The following is a 25,115-nucleotide window of genomic DNA, read 5'->3' on the forward strand; positions in this document are numbered from 1 at the left end:
CTGACAGCCACAAGTGCTTTCCACGACAATGCAGTCGGCGGGGCACAAGGCCGCCGCCCATGGCCAGGGAACAGCACACGGCACGAAGGGTTCGACGGGGGCAGTGATGGACGACATGGTGGAGTTCACGACCGACGACGGCACACGGGTCGTGATGGCCGACGTGGCGGACGTCCACGGCTCCCACCTCATCTCGCGCGGCGGCGACGGCCCCGCGCGGGCGGTCCGCACCTTCGAGCAGTCGCTCGCGGGTGCGCGCGCGGCGGCGGAGTCCGCGCTGCGGGTGTTCCGGGAGGGCAGCCTGCGGCCGGACTCGGTGGAGATCGAGTTCGGGGTGCGGATGTCGGCGGAGGCCGGTGCGGTGATCGTGAAGGGGACGGCGGAGGGGCACCTGACGGTGCGGCTCGCGTGGACGCCGGAGCAGTCGACGACGGCGTCCGCCCCCGCGCAGGCGCCCGCCGCCGGTACGCAGGGCCAGCAGCCCCCGGAGGCCGGCGCCACCTCATGAGCAGCGCATCGTGGCACGCCCGGATCGTCTGCGGCGGCGAGATCGGCGCTGGATTCCTGGTGTCCGATCGGCACGTCCTGACCTGCGCGCATGTCGTCCGGAGCAGTGGCAGGGCGCAGATCGCCGTCTCCTTCCCGCACCGCGCCGACCTGGGCGAGCTGCCGGCGGCCGTATGCGCGCACGGCGGCTGGGACGGGCGCGGCGACGACCCCGGCGACCTCGCCGTGCTCGAACTGGACCGCCCGGTTCCGGTGCGGCCCGCCGAGTTCGCGGCACCGGACGACGCCTACGCCGAGCCCCGGCCACGGCTTCTCGTGTACGGCTTTCCCAAGGGCTACCCGGAGGGCACCCTCGCCGAGTACCGCGCCACCGCCGCCCAGTTGATCGCCGACGAGTGGGTGCAGCTGGAGGCCTGGAGCGCCCACGGGCAGCCGCTCGCACCGGGGTTCAGCGGCGCCGCGGTGACCCTCGCGGACAGCAACCGGGTAGTGGGCATGGTGTCGGCCGCGCCGCACGCCTCGACCGGCGTACGCAACGGCAGGATGCTGCCCGCCTCCGTCATGGCCCGCTACTGGGCCCCGCTCGGCGACCTGATCCCCACGCCGGGCCACCGCAGGGCGGCGAAGGAGCGGCTGCGCGAACTCGTGGAGCGGGCGGCCTCATCAGGCCTGGCGGACGATCCGGAGCGGCTGTACCACGACGCGGTGGGCCCGCTCGGGCCGCCGGTACCGCTCGGCGGCTTCGACTCCCTGTGGTCGGCGGCCTGGTACGTGCTCTGGGAGGTCGACGACCCGGACGCCCTCGGCCGCCTCGCCGACCGTCTCGCCGGACTCCTCGCGGCTCCGGAGCCCGCCGACCGCCCCGCCGCCTGCGAGCCGCCCGACTGGTCGCCCATCCTCGTCGACATCAAGCACAGCGGGGAGGGCGGCGGCAAGCTCCTGGTCGAGGTGTCGGCGTACCGGGAGGGACATCGCCACCCGGTCGGTTCGGACACCCTCGCCACGGACGGCGTACGGAGCTTCGTGCAGGCGCGGGTCGACGATGCCTTCTCCCATCTCGCTCCCGGTACGGACGAGTTGCTGGCCTTCGTGCTGCCCCGCGAGCTGCTCAACTGGCCGGTCGCGCAGTGGCCGTGCGGCGCCGACGACCCGACCCCGCTGGGCTGCTCGTACCCCCTGGTCGTCACGGACCGGTCCCGCCGCAGGGGCGGTTTGCGGCATCAACTGGCCCGCAAATGGGAGGCCTTGGAGGGGCGCCCGCCGACCGCGCTGCACCGCGTCGAGTGCGGCAGCCGCGAGAAGCCGGGCAAACTGCGGTTCCGGCTGCGGCAGGAGGGCGCGGATCTCGCGGGGTTCGCCTCGCCGCCGCGGGCCGACCGGGCCGCTCCCGGCGCCGAGGTGACGCACTTCGACGTGTCGCTGACCGCGCCAGTGCCAGTGCTGCTGTGGCCGCGCACGGGCTGCGCCGACGCGGACAAGCACGGCGAGGCGTACGGCAGTTGCGCCGGTTCGGAGTTCCTGGACCGCCTCGCCACCCATGTGGACGGACTGCGGCCCGCCGAACTGCCGCGCACCATACTGACGTTGCGGGAGACGGCGGAGGCGTCGGACGAGCCGGAGAGACACTGGGCACGGGACGTGCAGATCCTCTGGGACGACCCGCGCTGCTTCCCCGACCCGCCCACGGCCTACAGCCACTCGCCCGTCGCCTGAGAACAGCAGCCTCGGAACAACCGCCCGACCCTACGGAGAACCCGGATCATGTCCCTGTGGCCCGTCTACACCGGCACGAGCGAGCCCCACGACGGCATCGCCCAGCTGCCCCCGCCGCCGCCCTGGCGCGACTTCGACGGCGGCCCGGTCCTCCCCACGCCCACCGACGACGGCTCGGCGACCTCACCGGACCGCACGCACCGGGCACACACCTACCGGGCGACGGAGAACTGCGTCGAACTGGTCAACGCTGCCCTGTACTTGAGGCGCCCGCTCCTGGTGACGGGCCCGCCCGGCAGCGGCAAGTCGAGCCTCGCGTACGCGGTGGCCCGGGAGCTGGGGCTCGGCCCGGTCCTGCGCTGGAACATCACGAGCCGCAGCGCGCTGCCCGACGGCCTCTACCAGTACGACCCGCTGTCCCGCCTGTACGCGGCGAAGGACGAGGCCGTGCGCGATCCGCAGCGCCGCCGCCCCGGCCGCGCGGGCGTCGAGGACCACCTCCGCCTCGGCCCCCTCGGCACCGCGCTGCTGCCCTACGCCCGCCCCCGCGCCCTGCTCATCGACGAGATCGACAAGAGCGACCTGGACCTGCCGAACGACCTCCTGAACATCCTGGAGGAGGGCCAGTACGAGATTCCCGAGCTGGTACGGATCGCCAAGCACACCCCGAGGGCGAGCCTGCTGTCCGACGGTTCGGACGACCCGGTGCCGGTGTCGCGCGGCCGGGTCCGCTGCCGCGCCTTCCCCTTCGTGGTCCTGACCAGCAACGGCGAGCGCGAGTTCCCGCCCGCCTTCCTGCGCCGCTGTGTCACGCTGCGGCTGCGCCAGCCGCGCGACGAACACCTGGAGGAGATCGTCCGGGCGCACCTGGGCGAGCCCGACGCCTACGCCCGTAGCCTCATCGCCCGCTTCCTGGAACGCGGCACGGGCGGCGAACTGGCCACCGACCAGCTCCTGAACGCGATCTATCTGACCGGTGCGGCGGGCATCGACGCGGGCTCGCGCGACAAGCTGGCCCAGCAGCTGATGCCGTATCTGACGCAGTCGGCGGACCCGGGCCCCGATGGACTCTGACGTGCCCCCGCGCCAGGGTCCGGTCGCGCGGCTCGCCGATCTGCTCGCGCTGACGGCGGACGGCTCCCGGCCGACCTCCGTCGAGCTGGCCGAACTGCTGTGGCTGAGCCGGCAGATGGACGACGACGGGCGGCCCGCCCCGACACCCCCGGACGCCGCCGCCCACGACGTGGCGCCGTCCACACCCGTGCAGCCGTCACGTCCGGAGCCGCCCCGGACGGACACGGCCCCCGCGCCGCCCCCGGACGACCGGGTACCGCTGCGGCTCCCGGAGCCCACGGGCGCCGGCACTTCGGGAAGGCGGGGCCCGGCGGGCGAGGCCCCGGCTCCCCGCCCCACGCCGGAAACCTCGACCGACACGACCCTCCGCGTCCCCGTCCCCCCGATGGTGACGCACCCCCTCGCCCTGCAACGCGCCCTGCGCCCCCTCAAGCGCCGGGTGCCCTCTCCCGTGGGCCAGGTCATCGACGAGGAGGCGACCGCCCACCGCATCGCGCGGCTCGGCGGCCATCCGCGCGCCTGGCTGCCGGTCCTGCGCCCCGCCGACGAGCGCTGGCTGCGGCTGTGCCTGGTGTACGACGCGGGCCCGACGATGCCGATCTGGCGCCCCTTGGTCCACGAACTCCACACCGCGTTCGCCCAGTCCGGCATCTTCCGCACGGTCGAGCTGCACCGCGCGGACCCGGACGGCACGGTTCCGCCCCTGGCGGCCCACGCGCCCGCCACGGGCCGCACGGTCGTGCTCCTGATCAGCGACTGCATGGGCCCGCAGTGGCGGCCTGGCCCGGCGGGCACCCGCTGGTACCGCGTCCTGCGCCGCTGGGCGCGGCAGCTGCCGCTGGCCCTGATCCAGCCACTCCCGGAACGCCTCTGGCGTACCACGGCGCTCCCCACGACTCCGGGGCTCCTGTCGGCACCCCACCCGGCGGCCCCGTCCGCCGCCCTCACGCTCGCTCCGTACGGCGACGAGGCACCGCCGGCCGACGCCGTGCCGGTCCCGGTCCTCGAACCGTCCGGGACCTGGCTGTCCCACTGGGCGTCACTGGTGGCGGACGCCGGGGGCGGTCAACTGCCGGGTGCGGTGGGGTGGTTGCCCCGGACTCCTTCGCCGACGGTGCCCGACGCCCCGGACGTCACCAGCCTCACCCCGGAGGACCTGGTCCTCAACTTCCGCTCCACCGCCTCCCCGGAGGCCTTCCGCCTGGCGGGCCACCTGGCGGTGGGCGAGCCGCGACTGAAGGTGATGCGGCTTGTCCAGGCGGCGGTGGAGGAACGCCCTCGCCCGCAGCATCTGGCGGAGGTGATCCTGAGCGGCATGCTGTCCTCCGGCGTGGGCGCCGGGGCATATGAATTCCGCTCCGGCGTACGGGAGTTGCTCCTGCGCACCCTGCCGCGTACCGCGCGTGGACGCACCCGGGAGTTGCTCGCGCGGGTGGGCGGGCTGATCGACGAGCGGGCGGGGGTCGCGCCCGGGGAACTGCGGGCGGTGGCTTCGACGCCGGGGGGCGGGGGTGGTTCCGGGGCGGCCGCGGGCGATCCGTTCGCGACGGTTTCGCCGGAGAGCGTACGGCAGTTGGGCACGGAGACGGGCCTGTTCGACGGGCGCTACCGGTTCCTGGAGCAGCTCAGCCCGAACGGCACCACCTGGCGGGCCGAGGACGTCCGCCGTCCGGGGAGTGTCGTGGTGGTGAAGCAGTACCCGATGTTCCTGCCGTACGCGTCGGAGCAGCTGGACCGGCTCGTCGCGTTCCGCCACGAGAACGTGGCACCCGTCGTCGCCCACGGAATCGCCATCACGTCCGGCAATCCGGTGCCCTACTGGGTCACGGAGTTCGTGCCGGGTGCCAGCCTGCAGTCGCTCCTCTTCCAGTACCGGGGCGGCCTGCGCCCCTCCCAACTCCTCTCCGTCGTGCCCCCGTTGGCATCGGCCGTCAAGGCGATCACCGAAGGCCGGCTCTCCCTGCAGACCCTCCGTGCCTCGCAGATCGTCGTCACGCCGACCCTCGGCCCGGTCCTGACCGGCGACTTCGCCCTCAACGAACACAGCGAGTGGCAGCGTCGTAATGCCCTGAACGCGCTCGCCTCCCTGGTCGACCAGATGAAGGGTGCCACGCCCACGGGAACGCTCCAGCTCAGGCTGGCCAGGGCCGTCGAGGAGCTGCGCTCCGGCGACCCGGACGTCAAGGACAGCGGCCTCGCGCGCCTCATCCACCTGTCCTCACCCACGGACCACACCCGCTCGTACTCCCTGCTCGGACCGCTCCGCGTCACCCAGCACGGCCACCGCCTCGCCGTCGACGCCCCGGAGCAGCAGGCCGTGCTGTGCATGCTCCTGCTCAACCGGGGCCGGACCGTGCCGTTCACCGAACTGATCCAGGGAATCTGGGCGACCGTTTCCCCCCGGGCGGAGGGCGATCTCCGCGCCCACGCGCACCGCCTCGCCAACACCCTCGCCCCCGACACCCTGATCGCCGACGACATCGGCTACACCCTGCCCTTGCCGTCCGGCCCGGACGTCATCGACCTCTTCCACGCCCAGCGGCTCCACGACGACGCCCGCGACGCCCGTTTCGCGGGCGACCCCACCCGCGCCCGTGAGCTCATCCAGTCCGCCCTCGACCTGTGGCGCGGCACCCCGCTGAAGGGGGTCCCCGGCCCGGCGGCGCGGGCCACCCGCACGACCATCGGCGAACTGCGGCTGTCCCTGCTGCGGATGCGCGAGGAGCTGACCGACGAGCTGGGCGAGACGGAACGGGAGACGGCCGAGCGGGAGGAAATCCTGGACGAGTTCCCCCACACCGAGGACGAGGTCCTCGCCCCCCACGAAGAACTCCCCAGCGCCCAGCTAGACGACCTCGGCGTCACCCGCGAACTCCCGGACGACCAGCCGACGCCCCCGGGGACCACCCTCACCTTCGAGTACGTCACCCGCCCCTCCGGCACCCAGTCGGAGACCCTGCACAAGCTGGGCCGGGAGATCTCGCACCTCCTCATCGTCGGCGGCATCGGCCCCGACCACTTCGAGCTGCGCCCCCGCCCCCGCGGCTGGGACGTGGCCGTCACCCCAGAGGTGCACGTCCTGCACGCCCTGACCGCGATGCTGCATCAACTCCCCGCCGCACTCGCGGAGTTGCCGCACATCGGACTCGGCATCACCGTCACCCACGAACCGGACCCCACCGTGTCCGCCGCGGCCTTCCCCGCCGAGCTGCGGCACGTCTTCAACCGCCCCGGAAGCCGCGCCGTGGTGATCGTCTCCAACGACCTGCACGACAGGCTCACCCGCTCGGGCCGCATGGGCGAGACCCGGTTCGAGCCGGTCCCGCAGTCCGACGACTGGTACTGCGAGCTCACGGCGCCCGCCGGCGCCCACCCCGCGCCCACCGCGACCTCCGCCCCGCTCAGCGCCCTGCTGGCCGGGCGTACCGCCGTGGTCCTCGGCTTCGACGGCCCGGTCGTGCCGCTCTACACCGCGGCGCGGGCCCGCGCCGCGGTGCTGAGCCTGATGGGCACCCTCACGGAGTCCCTCGACGTCGACGACGCCCTCGCCGGCCGGCCTCCGCTGACCGCCGGGGAGCTGGAGGGGTACGAGGGCGGCGTGCACCCGGCGGACGTACTGCGGGCCCAGCGGGACCACGGCTCGGCCGGTGAACTCCGCGCCCGGCTCCGGGACATCGAGTGGCAGAGCCTGCAGAACGCCCGGCCGACCCCGCACCTGCCCCAGCTCCTGAACACCCTCGCCGAACGGGGCCTGGCCGTCGCGGTCGCCGGGGACTGCGACGCGGACGTGATGGCGGAGCTGCTCACCCGGCGCGGCCTCGCCGACCGGGTCTCCGGCGGCGCGCACGGCCGCCGCGCGGACTCGCCCCTGCTGCCGGACCCGGACTGTCTGCGCCGTTCGCTGCTGGCCCTGGACACCGATGCCGGGCACGCCGTGATGATCGGCTCCTCGTCGGCGGAGCTGCTCGCCGCGCGGCGGATCGGGCTGCCGTTCGTCGGCTACCGGCGCGACGAGACGTCGTACCGCAGGCTCCGGACGGACGGCTGCGAGCTGACGCTGGACTCGCTCGCCTCACTGATCGACGCGGTGCGCGGCACCTGAACGCCCCCGGCCCGCTCGACGCGGTGCGCGGCACCTGAACGCCCCCGGCCCGCTCGACTCGGTGCACGGCACCTGAACACCCCCGGCCCGCTCGACTCGGTGCACGGCGCCTGAACACCCCCGGCCTGCCTCACGCCCCCCCGAACCCGCCTCACGCCTCCGGCGCCCGCGCGTCGTACCGGGCAAACCCCCGCCACTTCACGGCCAACAGCCCCACCGCCACCACACACGCAACCCCACCCCCGGTGACCGCGACCACCGGCGAGGTCGCGTCCCCCACCGCCCCCGCCACGAAGTCCCCGAGCCGCGGTCCGCCCGCGACCACCACGATGAAGACCCCCTGCAACCGGCCCCGCAGCTCGTCCGGCACCGCCGCCTGCACCATCGTCGTACGGAACACCATGGACACGGTGTCCGCGCACCCGGCGAGCGCGAGGAACAGCAGCCCCAGCCAGAGATTCCGGGTCAGCCCGAAGACCGCGACGGCCGCGCCCCAGCCCGCCACCGCCAGCAGGATCGCGAGCCCGTGGCGGCGGATCCGCCCGATCCACCCGGAGAAGACGGTGCCCAGGAGCGACCCCACCGCGGGCGCCGCGACCAGCAGGCCCACCGTCGTCGCGTCGCCCCCGAACCACACGCCCGCCACCGCGGGGAACAGCGCACGCGGATGCGCGAGCACCATCGCGCACAGGTCCGTGAAGAAGGTCATCCGCAGGTTGGGGCGAGTGGCGAGAAAGCGCAGTCCGCCCAGGACCGAGGCCCTCTTCGCGCCGGCCGCCACCCCCAGCGGCCGCATCGCGGGCAGCCGCCACATCGCGTACAGCGCGGCGGAGAACGCCACCGCGTCGATGGCGTACGCCGCCTGATAGCCCCACAGGCCGACGACGAGACCGCCCAGCATGGGGCCGAACATCAGGCCCGAGGTCGTCGACATCGACGTCAGCGCGTTGGCGGCGGGCAGTTGCTCGGGCGGCAGGAGCCGCGGGATCATCGACGAGCGGGCCGGCAGGTTCAGCGCCCCGCAGACCGCCTGCAGCGCGACCACGGCGTACAGGAACCACACGTGGTGGAAGCCGGCAAAGGCAGCCGCGGCCAGCACCATCGAGAGCGCGCAGGAGCCGAACGCCGAGTACAGGCCGAGCTTGCGCCGGTCCACGGTGTCCGCGATCGCGCCCCCGTACAGGCCGAAGACGACGAGCGGGACGAGCGAGAACAGCCCCACCAGGCCGACCGAGAAGCTGGAGCGGGTGAGGTCGTAGACCTGGAGGGAGACCGCGAGCGAGGTCATCGACTGCCCGATCCAGGAGATCGTGGCGCCGGCCCAGAGACGCCGGTAGTCGACGGACGTACGCAAAGGCGTCAGATCGGCGAGTATCCGCCTTTTCGTGACGGAGGCGTGGGGCTCCACTGGTAGCGGGGATATTGGGGGGTTGTCGTCGGCTTCGGGGACTTCGGGGGCTCCGGACGATGCGGAGCCGCCGGCTTCGGATGGTGCGGGGCCGTCGGTTCCGGATGGTGCGGGGCCGCCTGCTTCGGATGATGCGGGGCCGGCGGCTTCGTCTTCTTCCGGAGGCGTATGCGTCACACGGGATGCTAACCGCGCCGCCGGAGAGGCGATCAAGACCACCCGTAAGGCCGCACCCCGCCCGGCTCAGCCCAGCGCGCGCCCCGCCAGCGGCCGTCGCACGATGCGAGACAGGACCGTCGTCCGACGGTCCGTACGGTCTGCGCTCTCGGGAGGATCTGCCATGACCGTCAGTCTGGAGCAGTTGCGTCGCTGCCACATCGCCGTCGACCTGGGGGCCGCGAGGACCCGGGTGTTCGTGAAGGGTGCGGGTCTCGTCGTCGACGAGCCGAGCGCCGCCGCCGTGAACACGCGGACGGGCGCGCTCATCGCGGTGGGCCAGTTCGCCGAGCAGATGACGGGCCGCACCCCCGGCTACATCCGCGTCGTGCGCCCCGTCTCCGGCGGCACCGTCGTCGACATCGAGATGGCCCAGCGCATGCTGCGGCATCTGCTCGGCGAGAAGCTGCGCCGCACCCTGCGCCGCAAGCCCCGCCTGCGGGCCGCCGCCTGCACCCCGCACGACGCGGATCCGCTCGCGCAGCGCGCCGCCGTCGAGACGATGGTCGGGCTCGGGGCGCGCCGGGTCGAGCTGGTGGACACCCTGATCGCCGCCGCGGTCGGCTGCGGGCTGCCGGTGGAGCAGCCGGAGGCGACGATGATCCTGGTGTGCGGGGCGGCGACGACGCAGGTCGCGGTCCTGTCGCTCGGGTCGATCGTGACGGCCCAGCGGATCCCGGTCGGCGGCGAGGCCATCGACCACGCGATCGTCCAGCATCTGCGCCACCACCACGAACTGATGCTTCCCAGCCAGTCGGTACGCCCCCTTCAGCTGGCCCTGAGCGGCAACGGGCTGACTCCGCAGGGGCCGGAGTCGACCGAGATCCACGGCCGCGACGTCGCCACGGGCCTGGCCCGCTCGGTGCACGTGGACACGGCCGCCGTCCGCGAGGCGATCCACACCCCGCTGACGGCCGTGCTCGACGGCATCGGCAAGGTCCTGCGCGACTGCCCGCCGGATCTGGTGGCCGACCTGGCGGACCGCGGGATCATGATGGTCGGCGGCAGTGCGCTGCTGCCGGGTCTTGACCAGATGCTGCGGGACGCCACGGGGATGCCGGTGGCGATCGCCGAACGGCCGGATGTGTGCGCCGTCCTCGGGCTCGGGGCGATGCTGGAGGGCAAGATCCAGCCGCTGGTCCTCGACCCGCTGTCCGGCTGATCGGGCCGGCTTCGCCGCTACGGGCCGGCCACCGCCGAGCTTCCGGGAAGTGCCCCATGCCGATGCCCCCGCCTCCGGGCGGCCCGCGATGAACCGTGCCGACCTGCCGCTCCCCCTCGCACCGCTCCTGGACGCGGTGCTCGGTGTCGGCACGGACCTGGAACTGCACGCCACGCTCCAGCACCTGGTGGACAGCGCGGCGGAGCTGACCGGCGCCCGGTACGGCGCGCTGGGCGTCATCGACCCGGCACACGGCCGGCTCACGGACCTGTTCACGGCGGGCCTGACGGAGGCCGAACGGGCCCGCATCGGCCGCCTCCCGGACGGCCACGCGGGCATCATCGGCGCCCTGATCGCCGATCCGCGGCCGGTGATCCTGGACGACCTGACCGCCGACCCCCGCTCGTGCGGCGTACCGCGGGGCCATCCCGAGATGCACAGCTTCCTCGGCGTTCCGATCCACGTCCACGACGAGGTGTTCGGCAACCTCTATCTCACGGAGAAGCGCGGCGGCCCCTTCACGGACGAGGACCGCCAGCTGCTGCGCGTCCTGGCCGGCCAGGCGGGCATCGCGATCGGCAACGCCCGGCTGTACGAGGCGGCCCGGCAGCGCGAGCGCTGGATCGACGGCGCGGCGGCGGTCACGACGGCCCTGCTGACCGGCGAACCGGCGGCGGACGCGCTCCTGACGGTGGCGCGGCGGGCCAGGATCCTCGCGGACGCGACGGCGGCGGTGATCCTGCAGCCGACGGACCAGGGCGGCATGCGGATCGTGGCGGCGGCGACGCGGGACGACGCGTCCCCCCGGACCACCCGGCACTCGGACCTGATCGGCACGACGATCGAACCCGGCAGCGCGGTCCTGGAACAACTCCTGGGCGGTGAGCCGGTGTTCATCGAGGACTCGGCGACCGACCCGCGGATGACGACACATGTACGGACCCGCTTCGGCCCCAGCATGATGCTGCCGCTCCAGGCGGGCGGCCGCCTGATCGGCACGCTGGCCCTCCCCCGCAGCAGGGGCGCCCGCGCCTACACGTCCGTGGAACGCCTGCTCGCCACGCAGTTCGCGTCCCAGGCGGCCCTGGCCCTGGTCCTGGCGGACGCCCAGCAGAGCAGACGGCGCCTGGCGGTGTTCGAGGACCGCGACCGCATCGCCCGCGACCTGCACGACCTGGTCGTCCAGCGGCTCTTCGCGACGGGCATGATCCTCGAGTCGACCCGGCGCAGAGCGGGCTCACCGAAGGTGGAGTCCACGCTCGACCAGGCGGTGGACGAACTGGAGTCCACGATCCAGGAGGTCCGCACGGCGATCTTCGCCCTCCAGCAGCCCCCCGCCGACGCCCCCACCACGTTCCGCGGCAAGGTCCTGCGCGAAACGGCGACGGCGGCGGCAGTCCTCGGCATCCAGCCATCGGTCCACTTCACGGGCGCGGTGGACACCCACATCACGGACCCCCCGGCCTCCCACCTCCTGACGGCCCTGCGCCGAGCCCTGGCGACAGCCTCCCGCCGCCCCGACGTCACCCGCATCGAGGTGGCGGTAGACGCCCGGGCCACCCTCCCGGACGGCCGCGAGGGAGTCCGCCTGACGGTGTACGACGACGGCACGACGGACGGGGTGGGCTCGGGAACCACGGTCACTTGGCAGGCACCGCTCTAGCTCGGGGCGAGGCGCCGACAGGCGCCCCGCCGAGCACGGCTCGGCGGGGCTGGTGTCTACACCGACGGCATGAATCCCGGCACTTGAGATCCATCAGAAGGAACCGAAGAACCGGTCCCACCAACTCGGCCCCCCGGAACCGTGGAAACGGGCGAGCGCTTCATCCGTACCCAAGAAGGCGCCAGGGTTGTCGGCCGCCACCATTGCCAATGGCTTGAACCGACTCACCAGGACAACGATCCTCGTCCCGCGAACCGATGTCACCTCCAGTGATTCTGGCCACCAGGATCATCCAGACGATGCAAGACTTCCTTCAGATTCACGCCCGTCTCCATGGTCCTCCAATCATCGAAGATGCCACGTCGGACCACCCCGTCGGGAAGGCGTCCTTACCCGCCGCCCCTGGGTACCTGTGACCATCAAGGATGCGATTCGACCTCTCGCCGCCGACTAGCCCCTCGGGTGCACGAGCCCCAGGGGGCCCTACCGGCGACCCCGCCGGTAGAGCCCCCTGCGCATTTGCGGGTAGTCAGCTACTGGCTACCCGAATGACGCTGCCGCTCAACTCACTAATTGACGCTCGTACGGAATGAGTCGCGCTAGAACTCTTCCCCATGCCAGGCACCCAACAATTGCACGTCAGGCTCCCAGCCCTGAGGACGAGCCGAGGGATTCGCCCACCGATACCCTGAATCGCGCCACTTACTTCGAGCGCGGGCGATACCCGACATCGTCGAATCCTCGTATCCAAACTCAACCCCACAGCAGTCGCAGATTTCGTAGCTCGGCGCGCTACCGTCTTCCCCCCATGGAGGATCACATTGCAGCAGGCCGCAGACCCGGCAGTGCAGGCTTCCGTCATTGAGCATTGAAGTAGTCCAGATTTGTCGGGTACCCGTGAGAAGATGGGTCTGGCTTAAAGTATGTGCGTGGCACCCCGGAGGGATCCATTACTCCGAACTCATTCGTGGCAGGGTTGAAACGAATCACGTCACCATTCGATCTCGTCCGGGTCAGAACACTCGGATCCGCACTGCCGAGAAACTTCTTACCCGCCTCAACGTATTCCTTCGCATTGTTGAGGTTCGGGAATTCCGATTTGTGCTTGTTCCAGTGCCCGAGGGCATTCTGAACAGACGTCTTACGCCTAGTGGAACTCCAGCAATCCGCGTTGTGCACGAGAATTGGCATTGTCCCGGCCAGCACATAGTACGTGTGGAGGCCCTCAACGGTGAGGTTGTAGGTGCGCTGGTGGTCCCGGTACTGACGAGTGGCTGCCACCGTGACGGTGCGGTCGTCGTCCGTACGCAGGGTCATGCCCGGCTTGAGGTCTCCGGCCTCGACCCAGTCCTTCTTGTCCACTGACCAGAAGGGATGCTCGTACGTGGCCGTGAGCTTCTCGGTGCCGTCAGGTGTCTTGATGGTGAGTTCGGTGAACTGCTTGTCGTCGTCGGTGACGATCGTCGCCGTGACTTCGCGTTCGCTTGTTTCACCGGTTTCCGGGTCAGTGGCCTGGACTTTGTCGCCGAGTTCGACGTCCTCGATGTTCTTGCTCGTGCCTTCGGCCATGAGGACGTCGGTGCCGGCGAGGAAACACCTGCAGCCGGAGGGGGCGCCCTTCTTCGACTTACCTGCCGCCTCTGCGGCTTCCTCGCCCTCCTTGAGCTTTCTGAGCTTGAGAAGTTTCAGGGCCTTCGCAGGCGTGGGCAGGTCAGCGAATGCGCCGCCGCAACCACTCCACCCGACTTCGCCCTCCATGCAGCCCTTCCACGCCTCGGTGTCAGGCAGCACAAGAGCCTTGCCGGCCTCGAACGCCAGACCCAGGAAATTCGCGACCGGGTCAGCGTTGTCCGTGTAATACGGGCCGGGTACGGGAGCCGCGTTGGGGCGAGGCGACGGAAGCGGTCCGCTGTAACCGCTGTTGCCCCCACGGCTGTGGCCCCCGTTGCCCTTGCTGGTAACAGTCCCCTTCTTCTTGTTGCCCTTGTGATAGTCGCCGTGACGGTCCACCCAGTCCTCGCCGGGCCTGCAGAAGTCGCCGGCGCACTCCTTCAGCCCTGTGGGATCGCTGAAGGTAAGAGGGTTGTTGCTGCTGTAGGTGTAGCCGTTGATCTGCTGGGGGTTCGTCAGATCCATGATCGGGTCGACGGAGATGAACCGTCCCGTGCTCGGGTCGTATTCGCGGGCCCCCAGGTGAGTGAGTCCCGTGGACTTGGTGTCGTCGGTGCCGCCGACGAAGCCCTTGGTGCCGGGCCACGACTTCGGCGCCTCGCCGCGCGGGCCGCCGAAGGGCAGGGTGCGGCGCTGGGTCAGGGCCAGGTCGGTGGCGGCGACGGAGAGTTGGCCGGTGCCCTGGTGGTCGGCGGTGGTGAAGGTGATGGTGCCGTTGTCTTCCTTGACCGCCTGGTGGCCACCGCCCAGGGGGGTGTAGCGGGTGGCCTTGGCCTTGGCCGCGCCCTTGGGCAGGGTGACTTCGGTGTGGCCGAGGTAGAGGGTGGTCTCGGTCGGGGTACGTGCGATCAGGCGCGCGCCCTCGGTGTCGTACAGATACTCCGTGACCTTGTCCGCCTCACCCTCGACGGGTTCGGTGACCTTGGCGAGGTGGCCTTCGGCGTCCCAGGCCAGGGTCTGGGTGTCTCCGCGCAGGGTGCGGGTCGTGGTGTTGCCGGTCTGGTCGTAGCCGTAGGAGTCCTTGGTGGCGGTTCCGCCGGGCAGTTGGGAGGTGACCGAGGTCAGGGTGTGGGGCTGCGGGTCACCCGGCTTGGGGTAGTCGTAGGTGCGCTTGGTGTCCTTGGTGCTGTCGCCGCCGGTGTCGTGGAGGGTTTCGGCGAGGCGGTTGCCGGCCTTGTCGTAGGTGTAGGAGTGCCAGTAGGGGGCGGGACCACCGGTCTTGTCACCGGCCGGGGCGGTGGCGCAGGTCTTGTCGCCCTGCGTCCAGGCCTCCGTCATGCGGCGCAGGTAGTCGTAGGTGAAGCACTGCGTGTCGGTGCCGGTGCGGGAGACGTCCGAGACGGACAGGATGTTGCCGGCCTGGTCGTATCCGTAGGTGTCGAGCTGGTCGACGCCGGGCTGGTCCTGGCGGTCGACGCGGGAGGTGGCCAGACGCTGGGTGCCCCACTCGTACGTGTTGGTGGCCCAGGTCTTCTTGCCGCCGCCGGTGCTGCCCAGTGCGTACTGGAGCGGCTTGCCGGTCAGCGAATAGCTGGTGTCGGCCTGGAAACCGTCGCCCAGGACGGAGACGGGGCGCAGGGTCTCCTTCTCGTACGTGGTGGAGTAGCCGCCGCCGGGCAGGGAGCCCGCTGCGGAGTAGCTGATTGAGCCGACCAGGCCGGAGGGCAGGTAGTTGGTGCCGCTCTGGTAGGTGCCGGCCAGGGCGCCTTCCTTGTCGGGGATCACCACGGCGGTCTTCATCGGCCGGTAGAGCCGGTCGTAGCCGGTGACCTTCGAGGTGTAAGCGGCGCCGTCCACGTAGCGGGTGGACTCGGCCAGTTGGCCCTTGGCGCCGACGATCGTGTCGTAGACCCATTTGGCGCGCAGTTCGCCGGTGGCACTGTCCTTGCGCAGTTCGGTCCTGCGGCCCAGGTTGTCGTAGACGCTGGCCAGTGTCGTGCCGCGGGCGTCGGTGGTGGTGGTCAGCTGGCCACGGTCGTCGTAGGTGCTCTTCGTGGTGCCCTTGTCCGGGTCCGTGGTCTCGGTCTGGCGTCCCAGCTGGTCGTAGGAGTACGTCCAGTTGTTGCCCGCGGGGTCGGTGACCTTGGCCAGTTCGCCGCGCGGGGTGAAGGCGTACGACGTGGTGTCGAAGGCTGCGCTCTGGCTGCGGGTGTGGTGCTGGCGCAGCTCGGTCGCATTGCCGCGGGCGTCGGTGAGGGTGGTGGTGGCGGTGGCGCCCTCGGGCGGGATGACCGTGGTGCGGTCGCCGCCGTGGATGGTCTTGGTGATGCCGAGTACGGTGCCGCCGTCGCCGTTCCCGGCGATCTGCCGCTCCTCGACCGCGCGCCCCAGACCGTCGTGGGCGGTGCGGGTCTGGGATTCCACGCCCAGCGCGTCGGCGGGCTTGAACAGCGTCCGGCTGGGGGCGCCTTGGGTGTAGTAGGGGGCGAACGTCTTGGTGGTCAGGCCGCGTTCGTCGTAGAAGACGTCACTGAGGACGCGGCCGGCGTCCGGGCCGGGGGCCTGGTTCTGGCGTTCGCGCAGGAACCCGTCGTAGAGGGTGTACGAGGCGACCTGGCCGCCCTCGTTGTTCACGGTCTGGGTGCGGACCGTGACCGGCTGGCCCTCGTCCACGAAGTAGGTGAACTGGTAGCTGGGCGTCTGGCTGGTCCTGCGGTCGGCCAGCCACACCTTCTCGGAGCGGCCGAGCGCGTCGTACGTCATCTCGGTGCGCTTGGTGTTGGTGTCGACCGTCGCCTTGGGCTGGCCGCGCAGCGGCTCCAGCTCGGTGACCGTGGTCTGCACCGAGGTCGCGTCGGCCGCCTTGACCGGCGGACTGGTCTCGGTGAGCTTCGTGGGGAAGCCGGTGGCCGGGCTGTAGGCGGTGGTCGCCTTGCGACCGTCCGAACGGACCGTCCGCACGGGAGCGTCGCTGCCCGTGGCGGTGACGTCGGCGGTCAGGTCGGTGGCGGTCAGCCGGCGGCCGTAGTCGTCGAAGGTCGCGCCGGATTCCAGGTAGGTGGCCTTGGTTCCGACGTGCTTCTTCAGCGTGGCGGTCGCCGTGGCGTCGCCCTTGGTGGGCGCCGCCCCGTAGGCGCCGCCGTCATAGGCGGTGCGGATGTCGGAGATGACCTGCTTGGCCCGGTCGGGGGTGTCGGCGCACTTGACGGCGACGGTCTCCACGCGAGAGGGCAGGGTGAGGATGTTGTCGGCGGTGTTGGTGGCGTAGGTGGTGCGGGTGCACTGGTTGTCGGCGGCCGTGGCGTTGTCGCCGAGGTCGTCGACCTGGGTGACCCGGCCCGCGACGGTGTCGAAGTCCGTCGCGGTGGAGGTGATCCGCCAGTCCGTGCCCGCACCGTCGTCCAGGGACGTCCAGGTCTTGGAGTGGGCGTTGCCGGTGAAGTTCGCGGTCACCGTGCCCCAGTCGCGGACCTTCTTCGCGGTCTCGTGGCGCCAGGGACGATTCACCGTCTTGTCGAGGATCTTGCCGCCGGGACCGGAGTAGGTGGCGGTCTTGTAGGCGAATCCGGCCGCCGACTCGTGGTCCGTGATCGGGTCGCCCTCGCCCTCGCCCAGCGAGACGCTGACGGACTTGGTGCCGCCGGAGGTGTCCTTGCGATCCCCGTCCATACCGCGCAGGAAGTAGGAGTCCTCCTGCGACTTGAGCGCGTCGCCGCCGCCCTGGCCACCCGTCTTGACCCGGACGTGGCCATAGCCGCGCCACTGGGACCACGTCTTGAACTTCTTCCTGGTCAGGCCGTCGTCATCGTCGTAGTGCCAGGCCGCGTCGCCCAGGTACTCGTATGCGGTCACCGCGTCGGGGGCGCCGCCGGTGCGGTCGGTGTTGGTCGTGGAGGTGACGACGTACTTGTTGAACCATTGGCGCTCCGGATCGTCCGTGCTGGAACCGCCGATGTACTGCGGGAAGCAGCGGGTGGTGTTGGACTGCGGCGTGGGCAGGGCGTCCCAGTCGCAGGCCGGCGCCGAGTAGTTGACGTCGATCTGGCCGCCGGACTCGTCGGCGACCGTGGACAGGCGGGCCTTGATGAACGGCGCGTAGCCGTCGCCGGTCTTGTCCAGGCGGTTCGCCAGCTGGGTGTAGGCGAAGGTCGTCTTCGGCAGCGTCACCGCGGGCTCGGCCGTGTGACCGGTGCGCTGGACGGAGTCGAGCAGCAGCTGGTAGTCGACGTCCGCCATGCCCCAGCGGTGGCCCAGCTTCCAGGAGTCGACCTTGCTGTAGGCATCACCGTTGAGGACCTGGGTGGTGACGCCGGTCAGCCGCTTGCGGGTGAAGAACGTCGGGGACAGGCGGCCCTGGTCGCAGTCCGCCGCCTCCGGGCAGTTCATGTCCCAGGGCGTGTCGTACCAGTAGAAGGCGTCCTTGCCGATGTCCGAGCAGTCGGTGTTGCTGTCCGGCAGGCAGCGTTCCGAAGTGGCGAAGTCGACCTTGGCCAGCGGCTTTCCTCCGTACATCGCCGAGGACTTCAGGCCGTACTCGATGCGGCTGAGCGAACCGCCGCGGGTGTAGCGGGTGTTGTCCTTGGCCTCCAGGTTGCGGCCGTAGGAGTTCTTCTCCTGGTCGTAGTAGTACGCGATCGCGTTGCCCCGCGGGTCCACGACGTAGTCGAGGTTCCAGCGCCATGCCTGCTGGCACCAGGAGTCGGCGAAGGACGCCTTGTGGCAGGGATCGTCGGCGTTGTTGCCGAAGACCGGCGCCGTCCAAGTGGATTCCGTGGTGGTCTTGCCGTCCGCCCAGCCGGGCAGCCGGTTGTAGCCGAAGTAGTAGCGGACGCCGTCGGGGTCGGTCAGACGCCAGTACTCGCCGTCGTTGTCGCCGTTGCCGCGGTCGGTGGACGACAGCTTCTTGATGCGGCTGCCGTCGTCCTGCTTGAACTTGAACTCGCCGTCCCCGGCGGGGACCAGCTCGCCGCCCTTGCCGTTGAAGGTGATGAACGCGTTGTCGTAGTCCCAGCACTGGTCGCCGGGCTTGTTGCCGTCCGCGTGCTCTTCACCGTCGTCGGCACAGGGCTTGTAGCGGCGCTCGATGTAGCCGGGCCACAGGTCGAATCCGTCGCCGACCCAGGAGGACTGGTTGTTCGTCGAACCGGACCGTCCGTCGATGGCGCTGGAGGAGTACGAGAGGCCCAACTCCGGCTTCAGGTCACCTGGCACCCCGGGCACCGGCATGTCGTACGACCAGGAGAAGTCACCGGTGTTCAGGTCCGTGTTCCAGGTTGCGGAGGGCGACAGCGAGGTTGCCTTGTAGTCGCTGTTCTCGCTCTCCTCCTCCGCGACCGCGGCCAGTACGGTTTCCCCCGACGAGTGCAGCGCCACCTTGTCGGCGGTCAGCGTCTGCTTCTCCGTGTCGTTGACCGTCCGGACCGGCTCGGCGGTACGGCACTGCTGCTTCGCCGGGGTGTCCAGGGCACAGGCAGGCAACTGGACCAGCGTGAGACGGGACGCGTAGCCGCCGCCGAAGGCCTCGGCGAAGCCGGAGTAGTCGAGTGTCGCCCTGACCGTGCCGGGCTTGTCGCTCTTCTCGTTCCCCGAGTCGAGGGTGAACAGCACACCGTTCACCCCGGCCCGCTCGGCCGCCTTGCGGCTCAGGACGCGCGCCTCGACACCGCCCGCCGCAGGTGCGGCTGCCGCCTTTACGCTACGGCCCGGACGCTTGGAGTCGGTCGCCTTCGACACCCCGACGGCCAGCGGCAGCCCCTTTGCCTTGACGGCTTTCCCGGCCTCCTTGGCCGCCGCCTCCGGGATCTCCACCACGGCAGCCCCGGCCTTCGGCCAGGCCACCTTCGGCGCCCGCTTCGGAGTCTTCGGCCCCTTGGCCACCTTGCGCGGCTCGACCTTGATGCCGTCCCGGCCCTTGACCGGCTTCTCCGCCGAGGGAAGGTCCGGTCTGCCACCGCCGTCCGCCGTCGCGACCGGTGCGCTCACCGCCTGCACCAGCGTGCCCACCATCACGGCGGACACCGCCAGGGCCACTCTTCGTCGTACCGCGCCGAACCGGCGCGGTCTGGTCATGCCGTTCATCGTCAGAGATCAGTCCTTCACAAGAGGGGTGTGCCGGGTGAGCGGGTGCCGCTCACCCGGCACACCCGGGGCTCAGCTGTCGCCCGGTATGTCGGTGGGAATGCCGAACCAGGAGCCGGCCAGCTTCTCGATCTGTGCGTCGGTCAATGCGCCCTGGAAGGTCCACACGTCGTCGACGGTGCCGGCGAAGTACGTCCCGGTGGCGTCGCCCTTGGCCTTGCCGACCTGCAGGGACTTGGCGGCCCTGAAGGTCAAAACGTTGTCCGCCCAGGCGATCAGGTCCTGGCAGGCCGCGTCGTCCGCGTCCCCGTTGCCGTCCGAGTCCCCGCACGCCACTTCCTGGAGGACACCGTTGACGTAGAGGCGGGCCTCCTTGGCGAAGCCGTCGTAGACCACCGCAAGGTGATTCCACTCGCGGGCGTCGAAGAACTCGGTGTTGCCGACCTGGGTGACCGCGGCGTCCGTACTGTCCTTGTCCGAGAGCGTGAGCTCCCAACGGCCCAGCCCCTCGGGATCCTTGGTATCCGGCTGGAAGCGGACCTCGAAGGCACTGCGGTTGCTGCCGTCGCCGCTGACCAGCGCCACACCGTGATCGGGGATCGCGGCGGCCTGGGCCCAGGCGGTGACGGTGAAGCTGCCGCTGGTGTCGACGGGCATCGCGCTGGTGGCCGCATAGGCGTCGGTGCCATTCAGCTGCAGCCCACTGCTGTCGATCATTCCGGAGCCGAGCTGTGCACCGCCGTGGAGATTCATCGGCCGCTTGTGCACGGAGGAGTCCGGCGTGGTGGCGGCGTTGGTCTCCTCGAAGTTCCAGCGGCCCTTGACCAGCGGGCGCTGCTTGAACATCTGCTGGACTTCCTCGGCCGAGACCGGACGGTCCAGGAGGCGTACGTCGTCGATGCTGCCCGGGAAGTGGTTCTTGACCTGGCCGCTGTAGCTGCCCGCCCCGAGGTACATGGACTGGTCGGCGTAGAAGGCTCCGGCCAGCGGCACCGATCCGGCCTTGGCCCCATTGACGTACAGGGTCAGGGTGTTGGCGACGGTGTCGTGCACGCCCACCAGCTGCGCCCACTCCCCCACGAAGGCGCTGGCGCCCTCGGGCTGCATCGCGCGGATCGGGGTCGCGTCCGCCGCGTCGGCGGAGTACTGGTTGACCGCCCACCGGTTGTAGGTGGAGGAGTAGTACAGCTCGAAGCCGGGGCGCTCCTTCCCTGCCTGTGCGGTGATGATCGCCGCGCCGTCCGGCTTCTTGTCGAGCTTGGCCCAGGCAGAGACGGTGAAGCTGCGCGAGGTGTTCAGATGCGGCCCGTTGGTCTGGCCGATCTTGGCGTAGCCGTCGGTGCCGTTGAACGTGGCCGCCTTGCCCGCGATGCCGGGGACGCCGGTGGTGACACCGCCGTTGTACCTGGCGGGCAGCACCCCGCCGTGTCCGGCGACCTCCTTCGCTTCCGCCGCCTCGTCCAGGTCGAAGACGGCGAGCGCGGGGCGGCCCGGATCACCGACCGTCTGCTGGGCGTGCAGTTTGTCGATCTCGTCCTGGGCGAGCGGCTTGTCGAACAGCTGGACGTTGTCGACCGCGCCGGGGAAGAACGCCGAGGGCGCGCCGCTGTAGGAGGCGGCACCAAGTTGCAGACCGCGGCGGGCCTCCCACGGGCTGTCGTAGGCGGTCTGGCCGACCAGCTTGCCGTCGACGAACAGCTCCAGCACATCGCGCGCCGAGTCATAGGACCCGGCCAGGTGCGTCCACTTGTCCGGCGTGGCGCCGCCCGGCTGGTCGGCCATCGCTCGGGCGATGCCCGCGTCGGCGGTATCGGACTTGTACTGGTTGAACGCCCAGCGGTCGTACGTCTTGGAGTAGTACAGCTCGAAGCCCGGCGAGTGGTTGCCCGGCTGGGTGGCGATGACCGCCGCGCCCTCGGGCATCTTCGACAGCTTGACCCACGCGGAGACCGCGAAGCCGCCGCTGGTGTTGACCACCGGGATGTCGGTGGAGGCGTAGCCGTCCGTTCCGTTGAAGGCGACAGCGGTGCCCTGCACGCCGGTCGCGCCAGGGGCTGCCCCGCCATGAAGTTGGGCGGTGCGCGGCGGCGTCGAGCCCTTGGCCTCAGCGGCGCCTTCGGTCTCGTCCAGCTGCCAGGTGGCCCGCTCGGGCTGGCCGGCCTTGACGCGGTACTGGTAGGTGCGGATCTCGCTGCCGTTGCCCGCGGTGTCGAAGGCCTGGGCCGTGATGAAGTTCAGCCCCGCCTTGGCGGGCAGCACCTTCGCGCTCTTCGCCGCACCGCCGGACGTGGTGATCTTGTTGTTCGAGCTGGGGTCGATGTTGATGCCGTACCGGTACGACGTCACATCACTGTCGGCGGCCTTCAGCTCGAACGACCCGTACTTGCCCACCCCGTCGTACCAGGGATCGTCGGGATCCTCGGAGTCGGAGGCCGGGTACTCGCCCGAGGACACCGCAGGCGCCTTGGGGACCTTGGTGTCGTGGACGAAGTAGCAGGCCGTCGGGTCGCCCGCGTATGACCACGGGGAGTACTGCGCCCCGTCATAGACGCGCGCATACCAGTTGACCTGCTTGTTGACCGGAATCGATGAGGGCAGGCCGACCGTGAAATCGGAGCCGGACTTCTTCGCCGAAGTCCGTGCCGGACTCCAGCCGCCCCCGTCCCACTTGGCCTGGAACTGCACCGAGACGCTGTCGCCGTCGGGGTCCTTCACATTGTTGGCATGGATCTTCCCCAGCGTGCGGATACGTGCGGCATCACCGGACCTCTTGCAGGTCCCGCCGTACTCCATCGTCAGCTGCGACATCTTGAGCTGAGAGGGCGCCCGGTTGTACTTCACCCGCAAAAACGCCTTGTCCGAGAACCGCTTCCAGCCGTACGCATCCGACTCGTCGTCCGCGCGCAGGCCGAACGTCATCGTCGGATCCCGGCCGTCGGCGGCCGCCTGGACGGCGGACTTCACCGAGAACTCGGCGTCCTTGGCCGCGCAGCCCGAATAGCCGTAGGCGAACGACTTCGTCGAGAGCTTCTTGTCCCAGAACCCGGAGGCGTTCTGCGAGTTCCAGGTGGTCGAGGAGGAGATGCCCTTGGTCTGCCACAGCTCCACGCTGCGGTCCGAGCAGGAGGCGGACCAGGTGTTCCGCACGACGAACTCGGCGGACAGGATCGTCTTGCCCGCGAACTTGGAGACGGGGATGCGGTAGAAGAGCCGCTTGGTGTCATGGGGCTGGCAGTAGTACCAGTTGCAGTAGCCCATGCCCGCGTCGTGATCGCCGTTGAACTTCCACTGCGGCGAGGAGTCCCAGTACTTCGACGCCATCGTCCACGCGGACGCGCGCGGCGAGTACCACTGCGGATCGATGAACACCGGATACGTGGTGTCCTTGCCCTTCAGCACCTCCGCGTCCGGCGTCAGCACCAGCTCCTTGCCACCCGCCGGGACATCGACCCCGACGGGCGCGAGCTTGCCGGACTCACCGGCCGCAGGCTCCTCCCCGGACTGCGACTGGTCTCCGTCGTCCTGCGATGCGGTGACTCCGGACGGCGCGGCCTTGGCGGCCGGCGTGCCGCCGGTGCCGGTACCAGTGCCGGGGCTGGAGTCCCACATCATCGGCCTCGGCGCCTCGAACACCGCACCCTTGGCGCCCTTGTCGACGGCCTGCAGCTCGCCCTGAGCGGTCTCCTTGACCTCGATGCCGTCCGCGGCCAACTTCAACCGCAGCTCGGTGAGCTCCGAGCTCTCCGCGGCCTTGGCCGACTTCACCACAAGGAGCTGGGTGAACCCGTCCTCCTGCGCCCCCATCCGCAGGTCCACATCCGGGAGCACGTCGGCATAAGTGGCGGTGGCCCCCGCCAGCCGCGGGGCCGGCAGCTTGCCGGGCCAGGACAGCGCCAGCTCACGGCCGGACTTCGTCATCCGCACCAGCGGCGCATCGCCACCACCGGAAAACTCCAGCCCTACCGTGGTCACTTTCGGCGCGACGCTGCCATCGGCCGCCTTCGCCAGGTCGGTGTCGACCGCCTTCCACTCATCCCCCACCCGGGCCCGGACAGGGCGCAGATACTCCCGCGCCTCCAGGTTTCCGTCAGCGGTCGCGTACACATCGCTGCTCGCGCCGCGCAGTGACGTGACCTCGACCGGCTTGCCGGTGCGCTTGGCTTCCGCTAACGCCGTCTCGGTGCTCGCCTCTTCACCGGCCGCACCTGTGTCCACAGCCTTGGCGGCCGCGCGTGCGGCCCGAGAGGCTGCCTCCGTCGCGGTCGCCGCCGGAGCCAGTCCCGCCACGATCGCCACACTGACCAGACCCGCAAGCGCCCCGGCCCCACCGCGCGAACGCACGCGCCGCCCCCACATATCCCACCCCGGTCCTTCATGAAAATGAAGATTGCTTGAACAGTGCAATCAGGTGGCGACTGTATGTAGTCGCCAAGTGGAGATCCAGGAGGGCGAGTTGGGGCGCATGGGACAAAGGGCTCGCTGTAGCTGTGGCGTTACTCACGGTTGCACTGAGTGGGGGAGCAAATCGATAACGACAGCTGCCGGTCCTGGTCCGTCGGGGAAGCGCCCGAGGCAGCCGCCGCATGCCTCTCTTGGAGTGACAGAAGGCCCGCCACGGTTTACGTGGCGGGCCTCGCTGTTACGTACTGGCTGGTCAGATCGATTCTGCTCCGGCCGGAGAGGTGGGGCGGGTGGGACTCGAACCCACGGCCGACGGATTATGAGTCCGCTGCTCTAACCGGCTGAGCTACCGCCCCTAACGGCGCGTCGCGCACATTTGTGCGCGCCGTCTGCCGCAGCATAGCCGCTCATACGATCTCCTGCTTCGGATGGTCGGCATCGCACGACCATGAGGACCGCAGGCGTGCCCGTGTGGTTCCACCAGGCACGAAAAAGGACCCCTGAGGGGATCCCCAGAGGTCCTTCTCACAGCTCTCCCGACTGGACTCGAACCAGTAACCTGCCGGTTAACAGCCGGCTGCTCTGCCAATTGAGCTACAGGAGATCGAGCTCCCCCGACTGGACTCGAACCAGTAACCTGCCGGTTAACAGCCGGCTGCTCTGCCAATTGAGCTACAGGGGATCGTCTCGTCGCAACGATGTCACCTACCTGGGGATTCCCGGGCGGCGTGCGCTCGCTGCGACACATACATTAGCGCAAGCAGGGGGGTGCTCCGCCAATCGGTATCCCCTCACGACGTAAGGGAAGGGTGGCAGTCATGCGCTACCGGCTCACATTCGTGGCGGGCCTGGCTCTCGGGTACGTGCTCGGTACCCGTGCCGGACGCGAGCGCTACGAGCAGTTGAAGAAGTCCGCCCGCGAGTTCGCGCAGAACCCGGCCGTGCGCAACACCGTCGAGTCCGCGACCCAGCAGGGGCGGGACGTGGCGGGAAAGGCCTTCCACTCCGTGTCGGAGAAGGTCGGCGACCGGATGCCGGACTCGGTGGCCGACCGGGTGCGGTCCCTGCGCGAGCGCGGGCAGGGTGCGGCCGCCGAGGACGACTGGGGCACCAGCAACACCTGACCCCGCCGGAGCCCGAGGCGCGAGGCACCGCACGCGCTCCGGAGCCTGCGGTACGG

10 protein-coding genes and 3 tRNA genes are annotated in these 25,115 nt (G+C 70.4%); 7 read left to right on the top strand and 6 right to left on the bottom strand.

The window, feature by feature from the left end; genetic code table 11:
* The first annotated feature begins 13 nt into the window (after nucleotides 1–13).
* The 4 genes from ACIBKX_RS03920 to ACIBKX_RS03935 are packed head-to-tail and all read left to right on the top strand — an operon-like array spanning nucleotide 14 to nucleotide 7,396.
* Entirely contained in the window at nucleotides 14–508 is a 495-nt protein-coding gene (locus ACIBKX_RS03920) for a CU044_2847 family protein (protein ID WP_363270569.1), read from the top strand.
* Nucleotides 505–2,220, top strand: coding sequence for a trypsin-like peptidase domain-containing protein (locus ACIBKX_RS03925; protein ID WP_363270568.1), 1,716 nt, complete (start codon nucleotides 505–507; stop codon nucleotides 2,218–2,220). Before ACIBKX_RS03920 ends, ACIBKX_RS03925 begins: the two co-directional genes overlap by 4 nt.
* Before the next feature lie 48 nt (nucleotides 2,221–2,268).
* The gene (locus ACIBKX_RS03930; protein ID WP_363270567.1) at nucleotides 2,269–3,294 is read left to right on the top strand and encodes a MoxR family ATPase; all 1,026 of its coding nucleotides are present in this window, start codon (nucleotides 2,269–2,271) and stop codon (nucleotides 3,292–3,294) included.
* A 1-nt stretch (nucleotide 3,295) separates the two neighbouring features.
* A complete protein-coding gene (locus tag ACIBKX_RS03935) occupies nucleotides 3,296–7,396 on the top strand; it encodes an SAV_2336 N-terminal domain-related protein (RefSeq protein WP_363270566.1) in 4,101 nt (1,366 codons plus the stop codon).
* A gap of 151 nt (nucleotides 7,397–7,547) precedes the next feature.
* Here ACIBKX_RS03935 and ACIBKX_RS03940 read toward each other — a convergent pair whose 3' ends face one another.
* A complete protein-coding gene (locus ACIBKX_RS03940) occupies nucleotides 7,548–8,819 on the bottom strand; it encodes an MFS transporter (RefSeq protein ID WP_363270828.1) in 1,272 nt (423 codons plus the stop codon).
* A gap of 325 nt (nucleotides 8,820–9,144) precedes the next feature.
* Between ACIBKX_RS03940 and ACIBKX_RS03945 the strand changes: the two genes are divergently transcribed.
* A complete protein-coding gene (locus ACIBKX_RS03945) occupies nucleotides 9,145–10,182 on the top strand; it encodes a rod shape-determining protein (RefSeq protein WP_363270565.1) in 1,038 nt (345 codons plus the stop codon).
* Between the two features lie 88 nt (nucleotides 10,183–10,270).
* The gene (locus ACIBKX_RS03950; protein ID WP_363270564.1) at nucleotides 10,271–11,845 is read left to right on the top strand and encodes a GAF domain-containing protein; all 1,575 of its coding nucleotides are present in this window, start codon (nucleotides 10,271–10,273) and stop codon (nucleotides 11,843–11,845) included.
* Between the two features lie 858 nt (nucleotides 11,846–12,703).
* On the opposite strand, the gene ACIBKX_RS03955 is transcribed toward ACIBKX_RS03950, so the two are convergent.
* The 5 genes from ACIBKX_RS03955 to ACIBKX_RS03975 all read right to left on the bottom strand — a co-directional run bounded on the left by ACIBKX_RS03955 (nucleotide 12,704) and on the right by ACIBKX_RS03975 (nucleotide 24,617).
* Nucleotides 12,704–19,525, bottom strand: coding sequence for a polymorphic toxin-type HINT domain-containing protein (locus ACIBKX_RS03955; protein ID WP_363270563.1), 6,822 nt, complete (start codon nucleotides 19,523–19,525; stop codon nucleotides 12,704–12,706).
* An 81-nt stretch (nucleotides 19,526–19,606) separates the two neighbouring features.
* Nucleotides 19,607–23,890, bottom strand: a complete 4,284-nt coding sequence (locus tag ACIBKX_RS03960) for a LamG-like jellyroll fold domain-containing protein (RefSeq protein ID WP_363270562.1) — start codon at nucleotides 23,888–23,890, stop codon at nucleotides 19,607–19,609.
* Between the two features lie 327 nt (nucleotides 23,891–24,217).
* Nucleotides 24,218–24,291 (bottom strand) — tRNA-Ile (locus ACIBKX_RS03965).
* Between the two features lie 175 nt (nucleotides 24,292–24,466).
* Nucleotides 24,467–24,539, bottom strand: a tRNA-Asn gene (locus ACIBKX_RS03970).
* A gap of 5 nt (nucleotides 24,540–24,544) precedes the next feature.
* A tRNA-Asn gene (locus ACIBKX_RS03975) sits at nucleotides 24,545–24,617 on the bottom strand.
* A gap of 136 nt (nucleotides 24,618–24,753) precedes the next feature.
* Here ACIBKX_RS03975 and ACIBKX_RS03980 point away from each other — a divergent pair.
* Nucleotides 24,754–25,059 (top strand): YtxH domain-containing protein, encoded by a 306-nt coding sequence (locus tag ACIBKX_RS03980; protein WP_363270561.1) that lies wholly within the window; start codon nucleotides 24,754–24,756, stop codon nucleotides 25,057–25,059.
* Nucleotides 25,060–25,115: the final 56 nt, after the last annotated feature.

The organism is Streptomyces sp. NPDC050658, from assembly GCF_044457025.1.
Taxonomy (GTDB): domain Bacteria; phylum Actinomycetota; class Actinomycetes; order Streptomycetales; family Streptomycetaceae; genus Streptomyces.

Bases quoted from the DNA above. Each gene is read 5' to 3' on its own strand.
- ACIBKX_RS03955 (WP_363270563.1), bottom strand. From the start codon at position 19,525: ATGACCAGACCGCGCCGGTTCGGCGCGGTACGACGAAGAGTGGCCCTG.
- ACIBKX_RS03945 (WP_363270565.1), top strand. From the start codon at position 9,145: ATGACCGTCAGTCTGGAGCAGTTGCGTCGCTGCCACATCGCCGTCGAC.
- ACIBKX_RS03950 (WP_363270564.1), top strand. From the start codon at position 10,271: ATGAACCGTGCCGACCTGCCGCTCCCCCTCGCACCGCTCCTGGACGCG.
- ACIBKX_RS03960 (WP_363270562.1), bottom strand. From the start codon at position 23,890: ATGTGGGGGCGGCGCGTGCGTTCGCGCGGTGGGGCCGGGGCGCTTGCG.
- ACIBKX_RS03925 (WP_363270568.1), top strand. From the start codon at position 505: ATGAGCAGCGCATCGTGGCACGCCCGGATCGTCTGCGGCGGCGAGATC.
- ACIBKX_RS03980 (WP_363270561.1), top strand. From the start codon at position 24,754: ATGCGCTACCGGCTCACATTCGTGGCGGGCCTGGCTCTCGGGTACGTG.
- ACIBKX_RS03930 (WP_363270567.1), top strand. From the start codon at position 2,269: ATGTCCCTGTGGCCCGTCTACACCGGCACGAGCGAGCCCCACGACGGC.